This is a genomic window from Bacillus sp. FSL W7-1360, assembly GCF_038592975.1.
GTDB lineage: Bacteria > Bacillota > Bacilli > Bacillales > Bacillaceae_D > Shouchella > Shouchella lonarensis.
This window is the reverse complement of record NZ_CP151950.1, coordinates 19836-43222: the sequence shown is the minus strand read 5'-3', so window position 1 is coordinate 43222 and position 23387 is coordinate 19836. Positions and strand designations below refer to the sequence as shown.

25 protein-coding genes and 1 pseudogene are annotated in these 23387 nt (G+C 42.7%); 9 read left to right on the top strand and 17 right to left on the bottom strand.

Going from position 1 to position 23387, the window contains the following annotated elements; all coding sequences use genetic code 11:
* Nucleotides 1–163: 163 nt before the first annotated feature.
* The gene (locus NSQ26_RS00240; RefSeq protein WP_499718719.1) at nucleotides 164–976 is read right to left on the bottom strand and encodes an HAD family hydrolase; all 813 of its coding nucleotides are present in this window, start codon (nucleotides 974–976) and stop codon (nucleotides 164–166) included.
* A gap of 208 nt (nucleotides 977–1184) precedes the next feature.
* Between NSQ26_RS00240 and NSQ26_RS00235 the strand changes: the two genes are divergently transcribed.
* The 4 genes from NSQ26_RS00235 to NSQ26_RS00220 all read left to right on the top strand — a co-directional run bounded on the left by NSQ26_RS00235 (nucleotide 1185) and on the right by NSQ26_RS00220 (nucleotide 5607).
* Complete coding sequence (locus tag NSQ26_RS00235) at nucleotides 1185–2147, top strand: glycosyltransferase family 2 protein (protein ID WP_499718718.1); 963 nt, start codon at nucleotides 1185–1187, stop codon at nucleotides 2145–2147.
* Complete coding sequence (locus NSQ26_RS00230; RefSeq protein WP_499718717.1) at nucleotides 2128–2541, top strand: GtrA family protein; 414 nt, start codon at nucleotides 2128–2130, stop codon at nucleotides 2539–2541. The genes NSQ26_RS00235 and NSQ26_RS00230 overlap by 20 nt, the downstream gene beginning before the upstream one ends.
* The gene (locus NSQ26_RS00225) at nucleotides 2531–5107 is read left to right on the top strand and encodes a YfhO family protein (protein WP_499718716.1); all 2577 of its coding nucleotides are present in this window, start codon (nucleotides 2531–2533) and stop codon (nucleotides 5105–5107) included. Before NSQ26_RS00230 ends, NSQ26_RS00225 begins: the two co-directional genes overlap by 11 nt.
* Before the next feature lie 329 nt (nucleotides 5108–5436).
* Nucleotides 5437–5607: a glycine zipper domain-containing protein gene (locus NSQ26_RS00220; RefSeq protein WP_141769856.1), complete on the top strand. Its 171-nt coding sequence runs from the start codon at nucleotides 5437–5439 to the stop codon at nucleotides 5605–5607.
* 11 nt (nucleotides 5608–5618) lie between these two features.
* Here NSQ26_RS00220 and NSQ26_RS00215 read toward each other — a convergent pair whose 3' ends face one another.
* Together NSQ26_RS00215 and NSQ26_RS00210 are read right to left on the bottom strand one after the other, a co-directional pair.
* Entirely contained in the window at nucleotides 5619–7094 is a 1476-nt protein-coding gene (locus NSQ26_RS00215; protein ID WP_499718715.1) for a 4-hydroxyphenylacetate 3-hydroxylase family protein, read from the bottom strand.
* 111 nt (nucleotides 7095–7205) lie between these two features.
* Nucleotides 7206–7916 (bottom strand): DUF554 domain-containing protein, encoded by a 711-nt coding sequence (locus NSQ26_RS00210; RefSeq protein WP_499718714.1) that lies wholly within the window; start codon nucleotides 7914–7916, stop codon nucleotides 7206–7208.
* 169 nt (nucleotides 7917–8085) lie between these two features.
* Here NSQ26_RS00210 and NSQ26_RS00205 point away from each other — a divergent pair, with 169 nt between their 5' ends.
* On the top strand, nucleotides 8086–8763 hold the full coding sequence (locus NSQ26_RS00205) for a queuosine precursor transporter (protein WP_499718713.1): 678 nt from the start codon (nucleotides 8086–8088) through the stop codon (nucleotides 8761–8763).
* An 81-nt stretch (nucleotides 8764–8844) separates the two neighbouring features.
* Here the strand turns inward: NSQ26_RS00205 and NSQ26_RS00200 are convergent, their stop codons facing one another.
* Nucleotides 8845–9510 carry a potassium channel family protein gene (locus NSQ26_RS00200; protein ID WP_499718712.1) on the bottom strand — a complete coding sequence of 222 codons (666 nt, stop codon included), beginning with the start codon at nucleotides 9508–9510 and terminating at the stop codon, nucleotides 8845–8847.
* A 213-nt stretch (nucleotides 9511–9723) separates the two neighbouring features.
* Here NSQ26_RS00200 and NSQ26_RS00195 point away from each other — a divergent pair, with 213 nt between their 5' ends.
* Nucleotides 9724–10296, top strand: coding sequence for a VanZ family protein (locus tag NSQ26_RS00195; RefSeq protein ID WP_499718711.1), 573 nt, complete (start codon nucleotides 9724–9726; stop codon nucleotides 10294–10296).
* A 36-nt stretch (nucleotides 10297–10332) separates the two neighbouring features.
* Here NSQ26_RS00195 and deoD read toward each other — a convergent pair whose 3' ends face one another.
* From deoD to groES, 8 genes and pseudogenes are all read right to left on the bottom strand, one after another.
* Nucleotides 10333–11046 carry a purine-nucleoside phosphorylase gene (gene deoD / locus NSQ26_RS00190; protein ID WP_090775331.1) on the bottom strand — a complete coding sequence of 238 codons (714 nt, stop codon included), beginning with the start codon at nucleotides 11044–11046 and terminating at the stop codon, nucleotides 10333–10335.
* A 115-nt stretch (nucleotides 11047–11161) separates the two neighbouring features.
* On the bottom strand, nucleotides 11162–11671 hold the full coding sequence (locus NSQ26_RS00185; protein ID WP_499718710.1) for a DinB family protein: 510 nt from the start codon (nucleotides 11669–11671) through the stop codon (nucleotides 11162–11164).
* Nucleotides 11672–11763: 92 nt separating this feature from the next.
* Nucleotides 11764–12789 (bottom strand): NAD-dependent epimerase/dehydratase family protein, encoded by a 1026-nt coding sequence (locus NSQ26_RS00180; protein WP_499718709.1) that lies wholly within the window; start codon nucleotides 12787–12789, stop codon nucleotides 11764–11766.
* A pseudogene (locus NSQ26_RS00175) lies at nucleotides 12789–14005 on the bottom strand (MFS transporter); the annotation flags it as partial. The gene NSQ26_RS00180 and the pseudogene NSQ26_RS00175, both read right to left, overlap by 1 nt.
* 93 nt (nucleotides 14006–14098) lie before the next feature.
* The gene (locus NSQ26_RS00170; RefSeq protein ID WP_499718708.1) at nucleotides 14099–14644 is read right to left on the bottom strand and encodes an SRPBCC domain-containing protein; all 546 of its coding nucleotides are present in this window, start codon (nucleotides 14642–14644) and stop codon (nucleotides 14099–14101) included.
* A gap of 4 nt (nucleotides 14645–14648) precedes the next feature.
* Entirely contained in the window at nucleotides 14649–14987 is a 339-nt protein-coding gene (locus NSQ26_RS00165; protein WP_090775337.1) for an ArsR/SmtB family transcription factor, read from the bottom strand.
* Nucleotides 14988–15147: 160 nt separating this feature from the next.
* The gene (gene groL / locus NSQ26_RS00160; RefSeq protein ID WP_090775338.1) at nucleotides 15148–16797 is read right to left on the bottom strand and encodes a chaperonin GroEL; all 1650 of its coding nucleotides are present in this window, start codon (nucleotides 16795–16797) and stop codon (nucleotides 15148–15150) included.
* Nucleotides 16798–16829: 32 nt separating this feature from the next.
* On the bottom strand, nucleotides 16830–17114 hold the full coding sequence (groES, locus tag NSQ26_RS00155) for a co-chaperone GroES (protein ID WP_090775339.1): 285 nt from the start codon (nucleotides 17112–17114) through the stop codon (nucleotides 16830–16832).
* A 298-nt stretch (nucleotides 17115–17412) separates the two neighbouring features.
* Here groES and NSQ26_RS00150 point away from each other — a divergent pair, with 298 nt between their 5' ends.
* A complete protein-coding gene (locus NSQ26_RS00150; protein WP_090775340.1) occupies nucleotides 17413–18147 on the top strand; it encodes a CPBP family intramembrane glutamic endopeptidase in 735 nt (244 codons plus the stop codon).
* A 1-nt stretch (nucleotide 18148) separates the two neighbouring features.
* On the top strand, nucleotides 18149–18346 hold the full coding sequence (locus NSQ26_RS00145; RefSeq protein WP_090775341.1) for a DUF4305 domain-containing protein: 198 nt from the start codon (nucleotides 18149–18151) through the stop codon (nucleotides 18344–18346).
* A 60-nt stretch (nucleotides 18347–18406) separates the two neighbouring features.
* Here the strand turns inward: NSQ26_RS00145 and tatC are convergent, their stop codons facing one another.
* From tatC to NSQ26_RS00130, 3 genes are read right to left on the bottom strand one after another with little or no spacing between them, the layout of a single operon-like run.
* Nucleotides 18407–19171: a twin-arginine translocase subunit TatC gene (tatC, locus tag NSQ26_RS00140; protein WP_245701103.1), complete on the bottom strand. Its 765-nt coding sequence runs from the start codon at nucleotides 19169–19171 to the stop codon at nucleotides 18407–18409.
* The gene (locus tag NSQ26_RS00135) at nucleotides 19134–19307 is read right to left on the bottom strand and encodes a twin-arginine translocase TatA/TatE family subunit (RefSeq protein WP_090775342.1); all 174 of its coding nucleotides are present in this window, start codon (nucleotides 19305–19307) and stop codon (nucleotides 19134–19136) included. Before NSQ26_RS00135 ends, tatC begins: the two co-directional genes overlap by 38 nt.
* A gap of 16 nt (nucleotides 19308–19323) precedes the next feature.
* Nucleotides 19324–19959 (bottom strand): redox-sensing transcriptional repressor Rex, encoded by a 636-nt coding sequence (locus tag NSQ26_RS00130; protein WP_090775387.1) that lies wholly within the window; start codon nucleotides 19957–19959, stop codon nucleotides 19324–19326.
* A gap of 236 nt (nucleotides 19960–20195) precedes the next feature.
* Between NSQ26_RS00130 and NSQ26_RS00125 the strand changes: the two genes are divergently transcribed.
* Nucleotides 20196–22109, top strand: a complete 1914-nt coding sequence (locus NSQ26_RS00125; RefSeq protein WP_499718707.1) for an ABC transporter ATP-binding protein — start codon at nucleotides 20196–20198, stop codon at nucleotides 22107–22109.
* A 218-nt stretch (nucleotides 22110–22327) separates the two neighbouring features.
* Here the strand turns inward: NSQ26_RS00125 and NSQ26_RS00120 are convergent, their stop codons facing one another.
* Entirely contained in the window at nucleotides 22328–22786 is a 459-nt protein-coding gene (locus tag NSQ26_RS00120; RefSeq protein WP_090775344.1) for a hypothetical protein, read from the bottom strand.
* A 14-nt stretch (nucleotides 22787–22800) separates the two neighbouring features.
* The gene (locus NSQ26_RS00115; protein WP_499718706.1) at nucleotides 22801–23373 is read right to left on the bottom strand and encodes a T7SS effector LXG polymorphic toxin; all 573 of its coding nucleotides are present in this window, start codon (nucleotides 23371–23373) and stop codon (nucleotides 22801–22803) included.
* Nucleotides 23374–23387 lie beyond the last annotated feature (14 nt).

Sequence of the window (23387 nt, the reverse complement as noted above, 5' to 3'; positions counted from 1 at the left end):
TTCATATATTGCCTTGTCACCGCACCTATTCGACTATTTCGCCAATATGTTAACTGACATCCTTTTCTCCCCTTTTTATAGCTCCATCCTCTTTATTGCGCCTTCATTCATTTTTAGTACAAAAAATAGGGTGCGGTTCATTTCACCACACCCACTACACTAACTAAAAAAGATCCACAACACTTGTCACAACACGCACTTTTTTATGATCAACGACAGGTCGTTGCGGATGAATATATACCGCATCCATACCAAGCAGCACTGCTGGTGCAACCTCATTAATGAAATTATCACCGATACTCACTGCCTCCTCTGGCTGTACATCATACTGTTGGAGCAATTGTTTAAATAATGTTGTCGTTTGCGCTGGTTTTTTTGCAGATGTCACGACATGTTCAAATGCCCCTGTTAAGCCTAGCTCCCGAAACAATCGGGCAACATCATCGGCATCGCTGTTTGTGACAACGACTGTTTGAGTTTTCCCGTTCAATATCCGAATATTTTCAACAAGTCTCGCAAGTGGTATAAGCGAAAAATCGTCGGATACCATATATTCTTTTGTCGCGACATAACTGTCATAACAATCAACCACACCGTGATGTTTCGCACAAACAAACGGATACCACCAACCATCCCCAATGGCAATCATGTTCTCAAAATCAAATGAGAGTACCTGTGGATACAATTCGTGCGTCTGTATTTCTGATAAAGACGCCCCTTCCCACGTATGTGCCTCGGTCACGCGCAACGTCATTGGATCCATTGTCAAAACGAGATCACGATTTACATCGTACACCTTTCCAATTTGGACGATATGCCGCCCTGACTTCATCGCCTCATAATCTAAAGAAAACATGTCTTTTTGCGAAGCAGCTACGTTTTCTTTTAACTTTTCAGCATAATAATCAAAATGATCGGTTCCCTCATATAAAGTACCATCTAAGTCAAATATAACCAGCTTATAACGATCTAACATCTGTATTCCCCCTCACACCTCTAGTTTAGCGGGAAAAACCACACTGCGCTAGTCATTTTTATAAAAAATGTCTCTTATTTTGTGATTTTGATACACATTTTTAGTTATTTTTGCAACCTAACTGTAAAATATTTTTGTTAAACTGGAGATGCTATACACATGCGCCCATTTCACCCTTTTCACAAAAAATACGATTGGAGGCGCCCATATGACTCAAACTTTTTTATCTGTAATCGTTCCTTCATTTAATGAAGAGGAAAATATTGAGCCCTTTTATTTTGCGCTTCGAGATACGCTGTCCTTCCTTCAAGAGCCATGGGAAGTCATTTTTATTGATGATGGCAGTAGTGATGCTACCTTGCCGCTTTTGCAACGCCTGTCTGTCTGGCACCAAGAGGTCCAATACGTTTCTTTCACTCGCAATTTTGGTAAAGAATCGGCGATTTTGGCTGGTTTCAAGCATGCCCAAGGCGAATGTGTGATCATTATTGATGCAGACTTGCAGCATCCTGTCGAAAAGATTCCTGCTTTATTAGAAGGGTATCAAGAAGGGTATGACCAAGTCATTGCTTGTAGAAATAGAAAGGGAGAAAACATTATCCGCAGCACTGTCTCAGGGTTTTACTATAAGCTCATAAACAAAGTTGTCGACGTGAAATTGGAAAATGGTGTAGGCGACTTTCGATTACTCAGTCGTCGTGCCGTCGATGCACTCCTTGTTATGAGTGAGGGGAACCGTTTTTCAAAAGGATTATTTTCTTGGATTGGGTTTGAACAGAAAGTCATTTATTATGATAATGTGTGCCGGAAAAATGGACAATCTAAATGGTCCCCTGCCAAACTGATTAATTATGGCATTGACGGTATCGTCTCTTTTAATGTTCGCCCACTCCGGTTTTGTCTTTATACGGGAGCTGTCACACTCACTTGCGCACTGCTATATATTTTCGTCATGCTCATTGAAATCTTTCGTACCGGCATTGATGTCCCCGGGTATTTCACGATTATTTCAGCTGTACTATTTCTTGGCGGTGTTCAGCTTGTCTCACTTGGTGTCGTTGGTGAATATATTGGGCGTATTTATAATGAAACAAAACGTAGACCTCACTATTTAGTTAAAGAAACAAGTGAACAAAAAGAAAGGCAGCGTTATGAGCAAATTCAATCGTAAAACAATTCCGTACGGAGAAATATGCCGGTTTATTCTTGTCGGTGGTACAAACACAGTCATTTTTTATGGATTATATTTAGTATTTACTCAGTGGCTTCTTTTCCATTACATGGTTTCTCACGTCTGCGCTTTTTTATTAAGTATGGTGGTCTCTTATTTCCTTAATGTGTTTTTCACGTTTAATGTGCGACCATCATGGAAAACATTTTTTCAGTTCCCATTGACGCAAGTCGTGAACTTGACTGTTTCTAGTGGACTTGTCTATGTGCTTGTTGAATGGATTGGACTCGCGCCTGTACTCGCACCGATCTTCGCGGTGTTCTTTACAGTCCCTATTACGTTTATTATGAGTGCAAAAATTTTAAAACAGGATGTTATCTCTCATGAACAATAAAAAAACTCTCTTATGGCTCTTTATTGCCAGTGGCGTCGTTGCGCTCTCCGCACACGCTTTTTTCTTTTACCAATGGGGACACGGTCAATTTATGGTCGGTCCTCATGATGGAACTGAACAAATGCTGGCATTTAAACAATTTTTGTTTGAACAATATAAAAATGGTGCTTGGTTTTACGCATACGACTTCGGTCTTGGTGGTGGCACCTACAGTCAGCTCGCCTATTACTTTTCCACGAACGTACTTTTTCTGATCACGTGTATAGCGATTTATGTTGGACAGTGGCTTGGATTCTTCGCTCATGCCGATACCGTTGTCTTTTGGGGCCAAGCAGCTGTGTTCGTTAGTGCATTTCGGCTTGCAATCGTCATTTTTACGTCGGCGCTCGTCTTCCGTTATATGCGCGCGTCGTGGCGATATGCTTTTGTCGGTGCAGTTCTTTATGGCGTGAGTCTCATGTACTTCCGCCATGTTTCCTTTTGGGAGTTCTTTGCCGATGCCTATGTCTGGCTACCACTGCTCGTTCTCGGTGTAGAGAAAATCATCCGTGAACAAAAACCAACTTGGTTAATCGTTGCTGTTGCACTGACATTGATTAATAATTTTTATTTTGCTTACATGAACTTAATCTTTATCGGTCTGTATGCGTTAATGCGGCTCATCATTCGCTTTCCTAACGACCAAGCAACGCGTTCAGTGCAAATTCGTTTCTATATCCCAGCATTATTACTCGGATTTATGGTCGCATCAGTTGCTTTTATACCCGCGGTTCATGGCTTTCTACAAAACTATCGTCCATCGTTTTCTGAACCGATTGCCGCCTTTACACTTCAGGACAACCTTTTATACTCGAGCAAGTTGTGGTTAATTCCAGCTATTTTTCTCGTGCTCATCTTGATCCGCACGCTATATAAACATAAACCGTTTTTTTTCTTTGCAATACTAACCGGGCTCTTTGTCATCTTTCATTACAGCCCCCTCATCGGCAGTGCTTTTAACGGCTTTTCTGCCCCTCAATTTCGGTTTGAATATATGGGTTCTTTTGCAGTCGCTGGTGCTGTTGTATTCGGGTTACCAAAACTACGTGCTACCCCGAAAAAAACACTACTGATCAGTCTTATCATCACAAGCACTTTATTCTTATTCGCCTTTTTCACTGACGCAACGAATTGGCGCACGGAACAGCAATTATGGACGATTGTTGTCTTTACCATTGTAACCCTTTTTTGTGTGTGGCAACGCTCGCAACGTGCATTGATCACGATACTGATTCTCGGCACACTTGTAATTTCCAATGTTTATCAATCGGAACGCTTGTTTGTAAACGGCAATATACAAAAGACATCAAGGTCCTATCTAGAACGCACTGCTTATGGCGATCACACTCCGTCTGAACTGATTCATAAAGCTTTAATGAAAGACAATCGTCCTTTACCTAGGACAGAATGGATCGCTGATGTCCGTAACAACACTCCTCTTGTTCAACATTTTGATGGGAATAGCGTCTATTCAAGTATCCTTACTAAACATTTATTGTTTTTGTACTACCGAGATCTACAAATTACAATGAATCGTGAAAGTCTGAGCCGCTACTACGGTTTTGGTGATCGCGCGAATTTGCATAGTTTATTTCAAACAACGTATAAGCTCGTTGACCCTAAAGAAGATACACCGATTCCATATGGGTTTGTTTTAAAAGACACAAATGATCAATATCATTTATATGAAAATGAGCTTGTCTTGCCATTTGCCCGCGTCGCTACCGCAATTTATAGTGAAGAAGATCTTGCCGAGCTCAGCATGCTGGAACGTGAACACGCCATGTTAACAGGCGTCATCGCCCGTGATGAGATTGCGCGCGACACTTATGATGCAACCGCGACAGACAAAATGCCGCAGGCAACCATACACCCAGTTGGGGGGACATATGAAGACGGTGTTCTCACCGTCACTGAAAAAAAAGGTGGCATAGATATTAAAGTGGGCGAACGAGCAGAAAATGAAGTCGATGACTACCTTTCGTTTTACTTGAAAAATCGAGATGCTACTGCACCGCTCTTTCCATTGACTGTGAATGAATTTGAAACATCCCGAAAGTCACTAAAGTCGATTTATAAAACCGAAGAAAATCACTTAACCATTAGGGTACAATCAAGTGACACATTGTCTTTACGCGTCCCTAAAGGAAGCTATGATCTTCGCGATTTTCAGTTGTACAGCGAGTCATATGATCTCTTACGTGAAGCAAGCGAGACAAACGAACCACTCGATGTTTCCATTAGCAACCACCATCTTCATGTGACTGTCCCAAATGCGAAGGACGGTTCTCTACTGACCGTACCTGTTCCATATGAAAAAGGATGGGAGGTCACCGTTAATGGGGAAAAAGCCGATCTTGAACAAGTCAATTATGCATTTTTAGGTGTTCAACTATCACAAGGTGATAACGAAGTAAGGTTCTCTTATTTGCCACCTTTCTTCCGTCTCTCTGTTGGCTTGTCGAGCGCTGGTCTTATACTCGCCATGCTTTGGCATATTTATCGCAAGAAGAAGACGCCGCAATAATTGTCGGCGTCTTTTCCTTGCCCCAATATGCAGGCCATGTTATGATAATATTTAAATTATTTTTGTTCGTTCGTTTAATACCTCCAGAAAGGAGTGTCTCAATGAAAGCTCGATTCAGCATTTTTATTATTCTCCTTCTCAGCATAGGTGTGGTTCTAAAATTATTTCGTGTGCCTAGTATACTCTCTATGACCATCCTTCTCCTAGCTCTCCTCGTTGGGGCAGTCATAGCGCTCTCATACCACTCAAAATAAAGGCTTTTTTTGACGATCATCTATTCATTCGGTACAATAAGTACACATCATTTTTTCAGACGGGAGGAAAGCCTCGTGGGCAATAATAAACGTCGACCACCGAATGAATCGTTTGGCATACTATTTGGCGTCATTATCGGCATCAGTGTTGGCATTGCGACAAAGAACATTCCTATCGGGATTGCCATCGGGATTGTATTTGGCATCGCGATTAGTTTTTACCAAAGAAAAGACGCGTCTAATTAAATGCATGATGACTAGGAACGGAAAGACTCATCCATCTGTATTTTTTCATGAGGCAATTGTTTTAAGAACCTCTCCACCCGCTCGCGGTAGGCAGCCTTCTCTGGCTCATACAGATGGTACAATGATGACAACACACGTATAGGGTCCCCGAAAAAGTATCGTTCATATAGTGTTTGCCGTATACCAAACTCCGTCATCGTCATATCACGAATACATCTAATCAGTTGTGTTTTCTCTTTTGCGGTCGTAGACTCGCCGCGCACAAACCGCTCCAGCTGAGAGGCAATCGGGGAAGCAAAGTCTTGTTCATTTGGTGCTGCAATGAAATGACTTGCGCCCAACAACTGCAACATCTCCACCAGCCGTGGATATGTTGCTTGGTAGTAAGAAACGGCAGCTCGCAACGGCTCTATCTTCGGCACCATCAATTCAAATTCATTTACTTGCGCTTGCGATTCAGCGGAGCATACAAACCCACGCATTGCCTCTAAAGCAATAATCATTTCGGCTATCTTTCCTTGTACATGCTGATGCTGTTCAATACCCATGACATCTACAAGCGCTTGCGCCAAGCCAAGTAACCACTCCGTCTTCACAACTTGTCGATTCGCCGCTTGGTAAAGCATATAAGCTTCTGCACCGGTCTTCGAAAAGAGATCACTTGTCAACAATTCATTGCGATACAAAAATACGCGTGACCACGGGACAAGCACGTGATCAAAAACAACAATTGCATCACCTTCCTCAAATTGAGACGATAAAGGATAATCAAAAACAGATGTTTTACAAACTGATGGTCGGCATAAAAACCGCAATCCTTTCGTGTCGGAAGGAATGGCGAAACCATATAAATAGTCACTATCAACAAACGCTGTCGACGGTAAAACAAGAATCTCGTCTGTCATGCCCCCTTGTGTCGCAAGCAAACGTGCCCCATCAATCACCAAACCTTCCGCTGTTTCGTCTATAATTTTTGCTGCAATGGGCACTTCTTGATTTTCACCATCTGGGTAATAAGGCTTCCGGCTAATAGGTGGGTTGACAAATGTATGTGTAAACGTATAATCATGTTTGACGGCACGTTCGTAAATCCCCTGTATGTTTTCACCATACTCTACCCCTGCCTGGGAAAAATAAGCTTTTGACGCCGCCAAAACGGTCACAATCGTGTTCACATAATCGGGCGAACGCCCTAGTACACCTGCCGCTTCATTTGCCCAAAGACGCGTTGCCTTCCCTCTCTTTACTAAGTCTTCTTTCGTACGTGGCATTTCAAATGTAAAATTACTTGTATGATCTGATGATTGCAGCAGAGACTGATGAGCAGGTTCCTGTACCATATCATACAACTTTGCCTTTGCCTGCAACACAGACCTAAACGCCGCATGTTTCGTCAAACCACCTCTTATACATTCCCCTTCTAACCAAACTTCACTTTGCAACTGCGCAATCCGCTTCAAATACTTATCACCCGTGGTCATCGCCATCTGCTTCACGCCTCCTTTAGACGTTATTAGCGTATGCAACTGCCCATAGGAGCGTACCTCGATTTTTTCCTATATAAGTGTAGAAGCGCCTCGCCACCACGGCTAAGACGCTTAAAATAAAACTTGTACACCATATATTGCACTCACAATGACAACCACAATCACTAAACTAGGCAAAAGGTTTGCGACTTTTACTTTTGTAACATGGAGCAAGTTTAGTCCAATGGCGACAATAAACACGCCTCCAACACTAGTCAATTCCGCAATCAACGTCTCCATCAATGCTGGTGGTACCCATGCGTGAATTTGACTTGCAAAAACAGCAATAAATCCTTGGTATAAAAAAACAGGAATAGCCGAAAATAAGACTCCGATCCCTAATGTTGAGGCAAACACAAGCGCAGAAAAACCATCAATCAATGATTTTGTAAAAAGTAATTGGTGGTCGCCTCTCAAACCACTGTCCAAAGGTCCTAAAATTGCCAGGGCGCCTGTTGCAAAAATCAATGTCGCACTCACAAACCCTTGAGAAAAAGAGCCTTGTGCTGCTTTACCGAGACGCGCCTCAATCCACATACCTACTTGATTTAATCGCTTATCAATATCCATACACTCACCGATGACCGCACCAATTAATAAACTGGCCATCACTATAATAAACTGTTCACTCGAAAGTGCCATATTGATCCCCATTACAATGACTGACAATGATAAAGCTTGCATAACAAGTAATTTTATTCGTTCAGGAATGCGCCGAATACGCACCCCCATAAGGCTTGCAACAATGATTGCACATGCATTGACAATAACACCTAATAACACAGCTGTCTCTCCTCGATATTTTGACTACACTCGTAGTATACATCAATGATTGCTCACAAGGAAGAAAAGTTTTTCCTTCCTATACAATTACCTGACTTCATGATAAAATATGGCTCTAATGCTGATTCGTGTAAGTTTATTACATCGTAAAAGAAAGGAGGCACTGCATATGCCGACAGAACTATATGGATTACTTTTTGCCTTACTGAACTTCATCTTTCTCGTCATTTTCTATAAACTATACGGAAAGACTGGTCTATTTAGTTGGATCGGTTTTGCGACGATTTTAGCCAATATACAAGTAACAAAAACGATTGAAGTGTTCGGTCTCGTCGCCACGCTTGGTAACGTCATGTATGCTTCGACCTTTCTTGCAACCGATCTTTTGAACGAAAAGTACGGGAAAGCGTTCGCACAAAAAGCCGTTTGGCTTGGCTTTTCAGCCCTATTGATCTCGACAGTCATCATGCAAATGGTCCTTTATTTCACACCTCATAATGAAGACTTAGCGCAACCTCACCTCGCATTTTTATTTAATTTTGCCGTCAAAATTTCTGCCGCTAGCCTTGCTGCTTATTTAATCAGCAACATGCTCAATGTCTACATCTTTGCTTTCTTTAAAAGAATGTTCCCTAAGCCTTCACTTCTTTGGCTTCGTAACAGTGCTTCTAGTTTAATTGGACAAGCATTTGACACACTGATCTTTTGTACAATCGCTTTTGTGGGCGAATATTCGTTGTCTATTTGGCTACAAATCGCACTGACCACATATATTTTGAAATTCCTTGTTTCTGCACTCGCCATTCCTTTTATTTACTGGGCACGGCAAACAAAACCACTTATGTAAAAGCAGTTGCCCATTACAGGTCAACTGCTTTTTTTTGCAAACAATACCTTATGTTTAGGTTCACATAACATGTAACGTATATTACAAGCCTTCATCCTCGAAACGGTCAATATCATCTTTATGACCCACAACAATTAAAATGTCGCTTTCATGCACCTCGTCTTCTGGAAATGGTGCGATGTTCATTTCCTCACCGCGCTTAATGGCTAAAATGGTGACACCATATTTCGCACGTACATCCAACTGTACAAGCGTCCGACGACTAACTTTTTTCGTTGCCAAAAGCTCTACAATGCTATAGTCATCAGAGAGGTCGATAAAGTCAATAATTTTTTCAGAGCTAATATTATGTGCAATTCTTTTACCCATATCGAATTCCGGATGAACAACCAAATCAGCACCAATTTTGTCTAACACTTTTTGATGATAATAACTTTGTGCTTTCACCCATACTTTCTCAACCCCCATCTCTTTTAAGACGAGTGTCGTCAAAATACTCGCTTGAATGTTATCACCAATGGCGACAACGACATGACTAAAATTCCGCATACCAACACTTTCTAGCGCTTTTTCGTCCGTGCTGTCTAATTGAATCGCATGGGTAGAAAATTTTACGTGCTCATTTACTCTTGCTTCATCTTGATCAATTGCGAGCACTTCATGACCCATCTCAAACAATTCCTTACAAACACTTCCGCCAAAGCGACCTAGTCCGATGACAGCAAATTGCTTTTTCTTTCTCGCCATCTTTACCTCCACCCCTTCACACAGTTCAATAACAAATCGGATATGAACAACTTCTCTTACGAGTGTGCCCGATCATCGCTATCATAACACACCACATTCTAACCAGTCATCACATTTTTCTATGGACAAATTAGCAAAAGATAAATGATTGACAATCACACTTATCCCCGTTAAGATATGCAGATGAGATCACCGAGAAATGAGGATTTGTTCATGGAACAACTTTGGTATTCGTTTAGCGATGTCATCCCTATCTTCACTGTTATGATTCCGTTCGTTCTAGGTATTAGTTGGCTGCATTTCAAACACCAAAGAAAAAAAGGTCTTTCTCATCGAGAAGCTTTTTTCTTTTCTTCAACGGGTGCACTGTTCATTTTGTCTATCATCGGAATCCTATTGGTCACACTCCTCCCAATATATGGCATGAGATCGCAAACGTTACAACTAAAGCCCTTTTCAAGTATTCTTCATTTGTTAGAGTACTCGATTACAGCGAGTGTAACCATTCGCCTTATAGGATTTAATATGATCCTGTTTATGCCCTTCGGTTTGTTCTTTGCTCTTCGTTTTCATCGGAAAATGAGCGTGTGGACCATTACTTTTTTGGGTATGCTTTTTTCTACAGGAATTGAAACCGCTCAGTACGTATTGGCTATTGGACGAACGTCTAATATTGATGATGTCATATTAAATACTACAGGTACTTTTATAGGTGCGCTCATTGGATTATTGATCAGCAAACTATTTTTTAAGAAAACACGCAAAAGGTCTATTAGAAACAAATAACCTCTCCGCCGACTGGCAAAGAGGTTATTTGTTTCTTTAAGCTAACTCCAATGCAATTTCCATCATCTTCGTAAATGATGTTTCCCGCTCTTCTGGTGTGGTTTCTTGCTGCGTGAAAATGTGATCACTCACTGTTAAAATACATAATGCGTTCACACCCGCGTGCGCTGCATTCATATAAAGTGCAGCCGCCTCCATTTCAATACCGAGGACACCCATATCTCTCCATTTACCTGCTGCTTCTTTATCCGCGTTGTAGAAAATATCACTGGATAAGACATTACCAACATGCACCGCTTGTCCTTTTTCATCAGCAATCTTTTTCGCTTTCTCTAACAATGAGAACGAAGCAATGTTGGCATACGTACCTGGCAACTTATATTGGCTCGCATAATTGGCGTTTGTTGATGCGCCCATTGCCAACACGACATCATATAAATCAAGATCATCTTGTAATGCCCCACAAGAGCCTACACGAATCAAATTCTTCACACCAAAGACATTGATTAACTCCCAAGAGTAAATGCCCATGCTTGGCATGCCCATCCCGGTGCCCATCACAGAAATACGCTTCCCTTTATACGTCCCAGTATAACCGAGCATATTCCGGACACTGTTAAACTGAACAACGTCTTCTAAAAAATTGTCGGCAATAAACTTCGCTCGCAGTGGATCTCCGGGTAGCAATACCGTCTCAGCGATTTCTACGCCCTCTGGTTTAATATGTGCTGTATGTTTCATTTCGCTCATTTTTATCGACTCCTTTTTCTTCTACTGCCTTTTCTATTATAACCGAAATGAGGGGTTGTGCGCGCATCACTTGCACGCCTAATAAATGACATTTTTATTAACAGTTGTAAGACGTCTATCCTTTGTTCATACAAAAAGAGACGTAATCTGTAGGTACACCTTGTTCTCCTTGTTGATGGAGCATCGCTGTCACATTCCCACGATGATACGTGCCGTGATTGACAACATGATGAATGAGGTCAGCTAAAACAAATGACATTTGTCCCCGTTTCGGGTGCTCGACAACAATCGTTCGCTCGAGATCATCTTGTTCCGCAAAAAAGCGGTCATATTCTTCTGAAAGCGCCTCATAGCAAGCCTCCAGCTCATTGATTGATACGCCTGATACTGCTGCTTTTCGACGCGACACTTCCTCTGCAGACTCTTCAAAGGTACTTCCTTTCATCGTCTCCAACCATACAATATCTGCACCATAAATATGAGTCATTACTTCTGAAATAGAATCAAATACACTTTTTACATGTTCATGATACACGTGCTCTGGTAGTTGCTTCAAATGTTTGATCAGTTGCTTATTTGCCCACACATGATAATCATACATCGTCTTTGCTCGGTGACTTTCCATCGTCTCAGATCCTTTCTTCAAACATCCTCATATTAAATCACGATATCGCCATGATGTACTCATCAAGGAAATCAACACATTTTTCCCACATCTCAAACATGCCACAATCTCAATAACTCCTGTTCACGCGCTTCTTTCAAACTCCCGAGCACTTCAGGTGGGTCGTTTTGTAGCCATTGCACCGTGTCACGCACCGTCTGTTCGAGCGGGCGAAAAGTAAAACCCAACTTGATCGCTTCGGTCATTTCTAATGAAAAGAAACCACTCAGATCAGGTTGGTCACCGTGAGCCTTTTCTGGTATCCAGAGCGGCATCTCTACCCATGGTTGCACATCGTGCTTTCGCAAAAAATCATCGTCAACCCAAGTGAAATTTCCAGAAATACCGATCGTGTCACGACAAGTGGATAGGAAATCACCCATTGTCAATTTATAGTCAGGACCAGCCACATTAAAGGTACCTATTGTCGAAAATTTAATTCGATCTATTATCCACTTCGCCAAATCTCTTACATCAATCACTTGAATCGCCCGTTCTGCACGTCCGGGTGCTAACACCTCTCCCCCACGTAGCAGTCTCCGCATCCAATACACAAAGCGATCCGTACGATCATACGGACCGACGATCAAGCCAGGGCGGACGATTAGTGATCGTCCAGGCATCATTTGCTGCAACGCATCCTCACAATGATACTTTAAGGCACCGTAATGTGCCATCTGTTTATCATGATCCACATCATGCCGGTCGAGTGCAACAAGCTGCTCCGGCGTCAATGTAAGTCCATCCGAAGATTCCCCAATACTTTGTTGTGAAAAGTCGCGGTAAACACTGCAACTAGAGACAAAGGTATAATGACCAACGTTATTAGACAATTGTTCGACGGCTTTTCTCACTTGCGCTGGCCAATATCCAGACGTATCAATCACTGCATCCCACTGTCTTTTCCCTAATAAACTTACATCAACATTACGATCACCGTGCAGCACCTCAACATTCGCCAAAGGCTTTGTAGATGATATGCCGCGATTAAACAACGTCACCTCGTGGTTTTGCGCAAGTGCTGCATCGATCAAGTGGCGGCCAACAAATCTTGTTCCTCCTAAGATTAGAATCTTCACATCATTTCCTCCTTTATTACTCGATTCGCTGCTTTTTGCTGAAGCAACTCTTTTTGTAGCTCACCATACCCCTTCATCATGCGGAAGGAGACAGCAATAACGACTAACAGTACACCAGCATAAATTAAGACTGTCGAGATCCCAACCTGCCGCGCGAGCCAACCACCGACGATTACACCAATAATCATACAAAGATTCATCACAGCATTAAATAAGGATAATCCACGACCGACCAATTCTTTTGGTAGTTTCATCAAAAAGGTGGCACCAAGTGGCACATTGTACAACCCTTGAGCCAAACCTGCAACCACACACCAGCCATATACTGGCAACAAGCCGCTCGCCTCGCGCAGAAATGTCAGCGGTGCAACCGCGATCATGACCATTCCAAATAGGAAAACTGACATTATGGAGAGCAAACCCGGTCCCAAATAACGACTCATGAGCTTAGGGCCAAACAACGCGCCACCAATCGCACCAATTGCGAATACGGTTTCTAGCAAACCAAAATGAAAAGCATTCGCTTGAAACTCCTGCAATAACAATGCGTTGTAGTTGGTGAGAAACAGCCCTAGCACCAACATGACCGGGATCATAAAGATCAACAAGAACCGCAGAGATGCAATCTCAACTGTTCCTTGAATCCCCATTTTCAACGACGCAAAATATGGCTCAGACAGCTGCTTCGTTTGCGCCTTCTGATCTTCTTTTAGCACACCGATACTGCTTAGAAGCAATGCGGAACAAAGGTAGGTCGCTGCACTGATCGAGAAGAGGAGCATCGGCTGATCGATGACGAGCAAGAGACCAGCAAGCATCGGACCGACGATATTGATTGTCTGCACCGTACTTTGGAATAGCGCAATCGCTGTCGGGATGCTATGGTTCCCAACAATGGCGGAACTGAAGCAATACGTGCTGGTTCAAAGATGCTTTTAGCAACACCCGTGAGTAACACGAGAAGCAGTAACATCCACGGCGAATGAATAAAGAAAATCATACTCAGCATCAAGATCGCCCGAGCGATGTCAGCAAAGATCATAATTAATCGTTTCGGAAAACGATCGGTTAACGGACCGACGAAGACACCTAGGACAGCAGACGGTACTAATTGCGCGAAAATGACAAGCGCAATCATAAACGGATCATTGGTCATCTTTGAAATCAAGTAAATAACGGCTATTCGAGCAATTCCATCACCTAAAAAAGCGAGCACGACCGCTAACCAATACTTAATATACGTCCCATCCTTGAGAAGTTTGAGCATCGCGCCCTCCAACCCTATATGGTTGATCGTTTTCTGTTCTTTCTAACGACTAGTGATGGATTGCCTTTGCACGTGCATTTTCCGTATGATCATTTTTCGCGTCCGAACGTGAAAAACATTCTCTATCATATGCTTCTGAAGGCAGTTGTACATTTGATTAAACCATTCTTCCATCCCTATATTCAATATTTGCTTGAGTGCTCGGGCAGCAGGATATTTCACAACGACAATTAATTTTGTCTTCCCTTCATGTGCTTCAAAATACAATGTGACTTCCCCTACAGGCAGCGCTTCATTCACATTGCCCTCCGCATCAGAAAAATAGTCCGTGTAGACAATCTTCTCACCGTTGACGATCTCCTTATAAATGGCCTTTCTCCACAACTCCTCCTCACCTTGGTTCTTTTCCACACACTTCATACAAAAGTGCCATGTCCCTCCTGGACGAAAATCAAGGTGACAAACCGGCAGTACCCAACCACGAGGTCCCCACCAATGTTTCAGATGTTCCGCTTTAGAAAACATTTTGAACACCAACTCGCGCGGTGCATCAAACACGCGTTCCATTGTAAATTCTTGCTGTGTCATCCACTCACTCCTCCTCATCTGATTTGATACCCTTTGATTGTACCCTTTCCAAATAATGATCGAGACGTTCAAAACGTTCTTCCCACATTTTCAAATAACCCGAAAGCCATATGTCCATTTCCTGAAAAGGTTCCGGACAAAGGTGATAATACCGACGATTCGCATCAGCCTGCACTTGAACGAAACCAGTTTCGAACAATACCCGCAAATGTTTCGAGACTTGTGGTTGACGAAGCTCTAGTAAGGTGGCGATCTCTCCTACGGTTAAAGCACCACCTTGCAGGAGCTTCACAATACGTAACCGATTATGATCGGCCAATGCACTGAATATCGTGATCTTCATCTCTTGAATATCCTGATTCACCTCAATTCTTTACTGGTAAACACAATATACCATAAAGAGAATATTCTTTTCAAGGAATATTTAAACGTAAAAAAGCTCTTCATAAGCTCGGCGAGCTTATGAAGAGCTTTTTGTTTATCATGCGCTGCGGTCAGCTACCTTACATCATGCCGCCCATACCGCCCATGCCACCCATGCCGCCCATGTCAGGCATGCCAGCACCAGCGCCACCAGCATTTTCTTCTGGCTTGTCAGCAATGACAGATTCTGTTGTCAAGAACATCGCAGATACACTTGCTGCGTTTTGCAATGCAGAACGTGTCACTTTCACAGGATCAAGGATGCCTGTTTCAACCATGTTCACATATTCGCCTGTTGCTGCATTGTAGCCAATACCGACTGGCTCAGCTTTCAACTTCTCAACAATGATTGAACCTTCTAATCCAGCGTTATGTGCAATTTGACGTACTGGCTCTTCTAACGCACGAAGTACGATGTTTACACCCGTTGCTTCGTCACCTGTTGCTTCAACCGCTTTGACTGCATTAATCACATTAATTAATGCTGTGCCACCACCTGCAACAATGCCTTCTTCTACTGCTGCACGAGTTGAGTTTAAGGCATCCTCAATGCGAAGTTTACGCTCTTTCATTTCAGTTTCTGTTGCTGCACCAACTTTAAGCACTGCAACCCCACCAGAAAGCTTCGCTAAACGCTCTTGTAACTTCTCTTTATCAAACTCAGACGTTGTCTCTTCAACTTGTGCTTTCAACTGCGCAACACGCGCTGAGATTTGCTCTGGGCTTCCAGCACCTTCAACAACTGTTGTGTTTTCTTTCGTCACAACCACTTTTGCCGCGCGACCAAGAGAATCAATTGTTGCTGATTTCAAGTCAAGACCAAGGTCTTCGGTAATCACTTCAGCACCTGTTAAGATCGCAATATCTTCAAGCATCGCTTTACGACGATCTCCAAACCCTGGTGCTTTTACGGCAACAGCGTTGAACGTGCCACGTAACTTGTTTACAACAAGCGTCGCAAGTGCTTCGCCTTCCACGTCTTCAGCAATAATCAAGATCGGACGGCTTTGCTGAACAACTTGCTCAAGCACAGGCAATACTTCTTGAATGTTACTGATCTTCTTATCTGTAATCAAAACATATGGGTTTTCAAGCACCGCTTCCATTTTGTCAGAGTCAGAAACCATGTACGGAGACGCATAACCACGGTCAAATTGCATCCCTTCTACTACTTCTAACTCAGTAGAAAAGCCCTTAGACTCTTCAATTGTGATGACGCCATCGTTACCAACGCGCTCCATCGCCTCAGCAATGATTTTTCCAACCTCTTCATCAGCAGAAGAAATCGCCGCGACTTGAGAGATGGATTCTTTTCCTTCAATTGGCTTAGAAATCGCTTTAAGCTCTTCCACAGCTGCATTCGTTGCTTTTTCAATTCCCTTGCGAATGCCCATTGGGTTCGCACCAGATGTCACGTTTTTTAAGCCTTCGCGGATCATTGCTTGTGCAAGAACCGTTGCTGTTGTTGTACCATCACCGGCAATATCATTTGTTTTGCTCGCCACTTCTGCAACAAGCTTCGCACCCATGTTTTCAAATGCATCTTCAAGCTCGATTTCCTTTGCAATCGTTACACCATCATTGGTAATTAACGGTGAACCAAACTTTTTCTCAAGTACAACGTTGCGTCCTTTTGGACCAAGCGTTACTTTTACTGCGTTCGCAAGCGTATCTACACCTTTTAGCATTGAACGACGTGCGTCTTCACTGAACTTAATTTCTTTCGCCATTTGAATAGCCTCCTCTGTATCTCAAAATTTCCTTAACCAATGACTGCTAAAATGTCGCTCTCACGAAGAACGAGATAATCTTTACCTTCGTATTTAACTTCCGTACCTGCATATTTAGAAAAGATGACTGTATCGCCTTCTTGTACTTCAAGTGCTACTTTCTCTCCGCCATCTGTGATACGACCTGTACCCACAGCCACAATTTTCCCTTCCTGCGGCTTTTCTTTCGCAGAGTCAGGAAGAACGATCCCGCTCGCAGTCGTTTCCTCTGATTCGATTTGCTCAATTACCACGCGGTCTGCTAATGGTTTTAACATGGAAAATACCCTCCTTTGATGACATATGTAGTCTCTTTGTTAGCACTCGAATCAAACGAGTGCTAACACAACTACTATGATAATCATTTTACATCGATTTTGCAAGAGGAAAGCGCAAAATTTTTTTGTTTTTTTCTTTCCTGCATATCTTCATACATGAACCATGGTATGCATGTCCGAAACATTGTAGAACGAATTCTCCTTTGTTGGTTCATAAAGAAATGCGCTAGATATTTTTCTAATCGAACGATGCTATGATATAATGAAAGGCATAGCCACTGAATAAAGGAGTTTAAACGTGACAAAACGATACTTTCTTATTGTATTGACGTATATTGTGATGCAAACTGGATTCATGTTCGTCGTCGCCCGCAGTTTATCTCATTTCTTCGATATTGCCGATGGTTCCGTGCTCTTGGGACTGACTGCTGTCATCAGCTTTTCAATCGGTCTGCTTGTTATGTTGCTATTACTACGTAAAGATTCTGCACGCGGAGGCGACTTACCCGGGGAAAAGTCAACGATTGGCAGTACAATTGGTTGGTCAGCACTTGGTGTCGTCATCGTCTTTGTTGCACAAATGACCGCCGGACTGATCGAGACCTATATATTCGGAATTGAGCCTGGCTCTAAAAATACTGCAGAACTCGTTAGCTATGCCCGCGACTTTTGGGCGATGATACTTGTCATTGCAGTACTTGGACCCATTATTGAAGAGATCGTTTTCCGAAAAGCGATTTTTGGCTGGCTGTATGTCCGCACAAACTTTTTTATTGCCGCACTTGCAAGTTCACTCGTTTTCGCTGTTGTGCATATGGATTTTGAGCATATGTTACTATATACAACAATGGGATTTACGTTTGCCTTTCTATACACGCATACGAAACGATTAATTGTCCCGATCATCGCTCATGTTTCACTCAATAGTTTTGTGATTCTTACGCAAGTCATCTTTTACGATCAGATTGTCGAATATTTAGAACGCCACGGACAAACGATACCACTTATTTTTCCATTTCTACTAGGGGTGTAATATGAAAATTTCTCCATACGTACTCGGTGTACTCTTTTTTGCGATGGGCTTTGCCTTTATTTTCTTTGCGGTGAATCGTGTAAATGAAGAAGGGTGGGGATTTTTTGCGATCCTGTTCTCTTTCATCGCAGCCCATGCCTTTTTAACAAGTTACCGGTACGTTCATTTCGGTCTTTTATTAAACAAAAAGAAGAAATAATCCTTGCATGAAAAAAGCGATCTCCTATCATTAGTGATGAGAAGATCGCTTTTTATATTTCTACTTTGATTGGTATTTTTTGTACGTTGCTGTTGAAATCACAATACTTACTTCATATAAAATGAGCATTGGGACCGTCACCAACAAATGTGAGAGTAAATCCGGTGGTGTAATCAATGCACCAATGACAAGCAAAACAAAATACGCATACTTCCGTATTTTCCGTAACAGTGCCGGCGTGACGACACCTAGCCGTGTCAAAAACATCACGATAACCGGCAATTGAAATAAAGCACCAAACGGTAACGTTAACTGAAACAAAAACGAGAAGTACTCACTAATCCCATACATTTCTTCAATGTCTAACCGACTTGCCATCGTACTCATGAAACCGATGACAAACGGCAACAAAACAAAATAGGCAAAAGCTATCCCACCAAGAAACAAGAAAAACGCAATCGGAATATAGGCGAGCGTTGCCTTCCGTTCACTTTCCTTCAGCCCTGGGGAGACAAACGCCCATAGCTGATACAAAATGACAGGAATGATTAAAATGACGGCTGTAATCACGGCAAAGTTGACAAAGACCCATAATGAATCCGTCAGTCGAAACGCATTGAGTGACATCTCTTGCACTTGCGGCGCTTCTTGCAATAACTGGATGAGCGGTACCGCCAAGAAAAAGCCGCCTATCAACGCTACGACAAAAAAAGACAGGATCACAAGAATCCTCCGCCGCAATTCTGCGGCGTGATCCATTACGGACATCTCTTTTTGCGTCGCTTGATTATGCTTTTTCTTTTGAGGATTTGTTATCATCGTCATCTGCTAGTCCTTTTGTTGCATTTTTGAATTCACGTAATGTATTCCCTGCTGCTCTGCCAAGTTGTGGCAACTTGGACGGGCCAAAAATAAGCAAAGCAACAAGCGCAATAATAATAAGGCTCATAGGTCCAGGCATACGGTCATCCCTCCTTCTATAATGGATAATGTTTCAAAAAGTAAACAAGTGCTTGTAGTTCAATCGTTAAGTCTATATGGTGAACCCGAATATGATCAGGCACTGATAGGCGTACAGGCGTGAAATTTAAAATGCCGTGAATCCCTGCTTCCACAAGCTTATCTGCACTTGCTTGCGCTTGCGCCGCCGGAACGGTTAACACCGCAATTGCCGCTTGCTGCAAGCCAACTTGGTCGAGCGCTGCCCAGTCATACACAGGTACAGAACCAATCTTCGTGCCAATCTTATTTTGGTCGACATCAAATGCATGGGTAATGACTGTATTGTTGCTCTTAGAAAATTTATACTGCAACAATGCCGTCCCTAAATTTCCAACACCGACAACGACAACATTTGTGCGTTCATCTTGATCGAGTGTCTCTCTGAAAAATGATAACAGGTATTGGACATTGTAACCATACCCTTTTTTGCCTAGTGCACCAAAGTAAGAAAAATCGCGTCTAATTGTCGCTGAATCTACCTTTAATGCTTGACTCAGCTCCGTCGACGAAACACGTTGTTTCCCCGCCATATGTAAATTCTCGAGGAAGCGATAGTATAATGGTAAACGTTTCGCCGTCGCCTGGGGAATCTTTGGCTGTTCAGACTTCATAACCGCTCCTTCCTGATACGAGACATCAGATGGTAGAGCAATCGCGCTTTCCATCCACTCCCTAGCATGAAAACATCTATGCAGCTATTGATGCCAGCGATCGATGAATATCTGTCTTCGGTGGACAACCTTTGCCTCTATTGTACACCATTTCCCATCTCAGTTGTTGAGATTTTTAGGCAATCTGATGTACACTTAAAAGACAATACTAATAACAAACGTGAGGACCTTCTACTATGATTGTACTACAATGTGCCCGAGTATCAAAATCATTCGGTGCGACACCGATTTTAAATAACGTAAAACTAGAAATACAGACAAAAGAACGCATCGCTCTTGTTGGGCGCAATGGTGCAGGTAAATCAACGCTTTTAAAGGCAATCGTTGGTGAGACTGGCGTTGATGAGGGAGACATCTCCATACCAAAGCATGTGACCATCGGATACTTGGCGCAACATACCGCGCTGAACTCGACGCGATCTATTTGGGATGAAATGTGTACCGTTTTTTCATCACTGAGAGAAATGGAAGTCGGTTTACAGCAACTAGAATCAGAAATGGCTACTCCCCCTGCCAATGAGCCGCCTAGTGCAGCCGAAAAACGACTTCAGGCGTATGATGCAATGCAAATCGCGTTTAAAGACCAAGGTGGCTACCAATATGAAGCGGATATTCGTACGATCCTTTCCGGTTTTGGCTTTGCGACATTTGATTACAGCACACCCATTACTACTTTAAGTGGCGGCCAAAAAACGCGCCTCTCCTTAGCAAAATTACTCCTAACTAAGCCCGATTTGCTCGTCCTCGATGAGCCAACAAACCACTTAGATATGGCAACATTAACGTGGCTCGAACAATATTTACAAAGTTATACAGGCGCTATCCTTATTGTTTCCCACGACCGCTACTTTTTAGACAAGATTGCAACGGGTGTCATAGAATTATCACGGACACGGACAACGACTTACAAAGGAAACTATAGCTACTATTTGACCGAAAAAGCGCGTCGCTATGAACAAGATTTAAAACAATACGAGAAACAACAAACTGCCATCGCAAACATGGAACAATTCGTCGCAAAAAACTTAGCGCGCGCTTCCACAACGAAACGCGCCCAAAGCCGGCGCAAGCAGCTTGAAAAAATGGATAGACTAGACCGGCCAGAAGGAAGCGAAAAACAAGCAACCTTTTCGTTCACGATCCAAAAACAAACGGGAAACGATGTCCTGACCATTGACAATTTAACTGTTGCTTATGAAGACGAACCAATCTTCTCCGGACTCAACCTCTCACTCACGCGTGGTGAATCCATTGCTTTTATTGGTAAAAACGGTGCTGGCAAATCGACACTACTAAAGGCGATCACAAAGCAACTGACACCGCAAACTGGCACGATCTCCTTTGGCAGCAACGTCATTCTCGGTTACTATGACCAAGAACACGCCAAATTATCAAGCGGGAAAACGATTTTACAAGAAGTGTGGGATGACTATCCTTCCTTCCCTGAACAAAAAATCCGCACCACTTTAGGACAATTCCTCTTCAGCGGCGACGATGTTTTAAAAACAGTGTCTTCATTAAGCGGTGGCGAACGAGCCCGTGTGGCGTTAGCTAAGTTAATGCTCCAACAAGCAAACGTGCTGCTCCTAGACGAGCCGACGAACCATCTTGATTTAGAAGCAAAGGAAGTGCTGGAAGCAGCACTAGTTGACTATCCGGGAACAATCATATTCATCTCACACGACCGTTACTTTATTAACCGCCTTGCTACCCGTATCGTTGAACTAGCAAACGGGACGGTCACCAACTACCTCGGCAACTATGATGACTATATCGAGAAAAAACAAGCCCAAGCGGAACGCGCAGCACTTACAGCACCTCAAGTCATAGATAAGCCCATCAACAAAAAGCAGTCTTTCCAGCAAGACAAAGAAGCGCAAAAAAGAGAACGAAAACGACTGCGACGGATTGAAGCGATTGAGCAGGAGATTGAGGAAACAGACGCACAGCTTAGCGCACTCGAACAAAAGCTCGCCGAACCAGAAGTTTACAGCGACCATGTGGCTGCAGCGAAGATTCAGGAGGAGATAGACACGCTGAATAAGCGGAATGAGTCGCTGATGGAAGAGTGGGAGACGTTGCAGAGTTAAGGACATACGCACCACATGAAAACCCTGCCTGAACGGTTATCATAGTATCGATCAGGCAGGGTTATAGTTTACGCTGAAAACAAAACCAATAGATATATGATAAGAAAATCCGATCCTCTTTCCATAAACTTAGGAGAGGGTCGACTCTATCTTTTGAGGTTAAAAGTAAAATTAAAGCAAACAGATTTTCAATTTTCAACGTTCTCCAGCAACTATTGCTACCACATACCCAAGGATACCATGCCAGCAATCACATATAACAAAATAGGTGCTAATAGTATCAGTACAGTTCCACCGGCTCCAATAGTTAGATATATAAACATTGTTATTACAAGCACTGCAGCACTACCAAGAAATAACACTGGAGAAGCATTCCTATATAGTTTGATAGCCATAATGCCTACGATTCCCACTGCGCCAGTAATCAATACACAAGGAACTGCTACCGATGAAAGTGAGGAAGCAATCCCTGCAAATAAGCCTTTTTCTCCACGCAGAAACTCTAACGTAATCACCGATATGATCGCAAAAAAGATCATACCTATGATGACACATAACCCAATTCCAAGGGATGTCCAGGACGCAAATAATCCCCAAAAACGCTTACTTGAAAGCGCCCCTTTCTGTTTTTCTCCTTTTTGCCGAAAATGCGTTGAAAAGTCATCCATATTGTCCATTTAAAAGCACCCCCTTAGCCAATCTTCGCCACAGTATTCGACCATTCCGACGACAATTCCTCTAGTGGCTCAATTTTCTCTGTGCTATGATCATCAAATTCAACCAAAGCTTCTGCTGTCTCTTGAGAATGGGTTCGTGCCGTTTCAGTTGCCTCAAACAAGCTATCTGTCTGAATGGGATTAATGCTTACTAAATCGTCCACAGAAGCAATCGTCGCATTGATTTCTGATAAGTTCTCTTCCGCCGCCTCTTCAAACGCATTCAATCCACTAGGAACCTTGTCTGACATAAATGATTCCCTCCATAGTGCGTTCTCGTCTTCCATCTCATTTAAAGTACCTCGAATACTTCCAAACACAATCATCGTTTGACTACGAAATTCTTTATACTTGTTAATGACAGGCATTTGTTGGTCTTGATAATGCTCTTTTAATGCATCTGCGCCTTCACCTTCTAAGACTCCTTCTAAACTCTTTAACTTCGCTACTGCTTTTTCAAATGCAACGATTGGATCCTTTCTCTCTGCATACTTTTTCACCACTTGTTTTAAAAAGCTGTTCGCTTCCGTAAAGTCGATTACTTTCATTTATATCCCCCAAA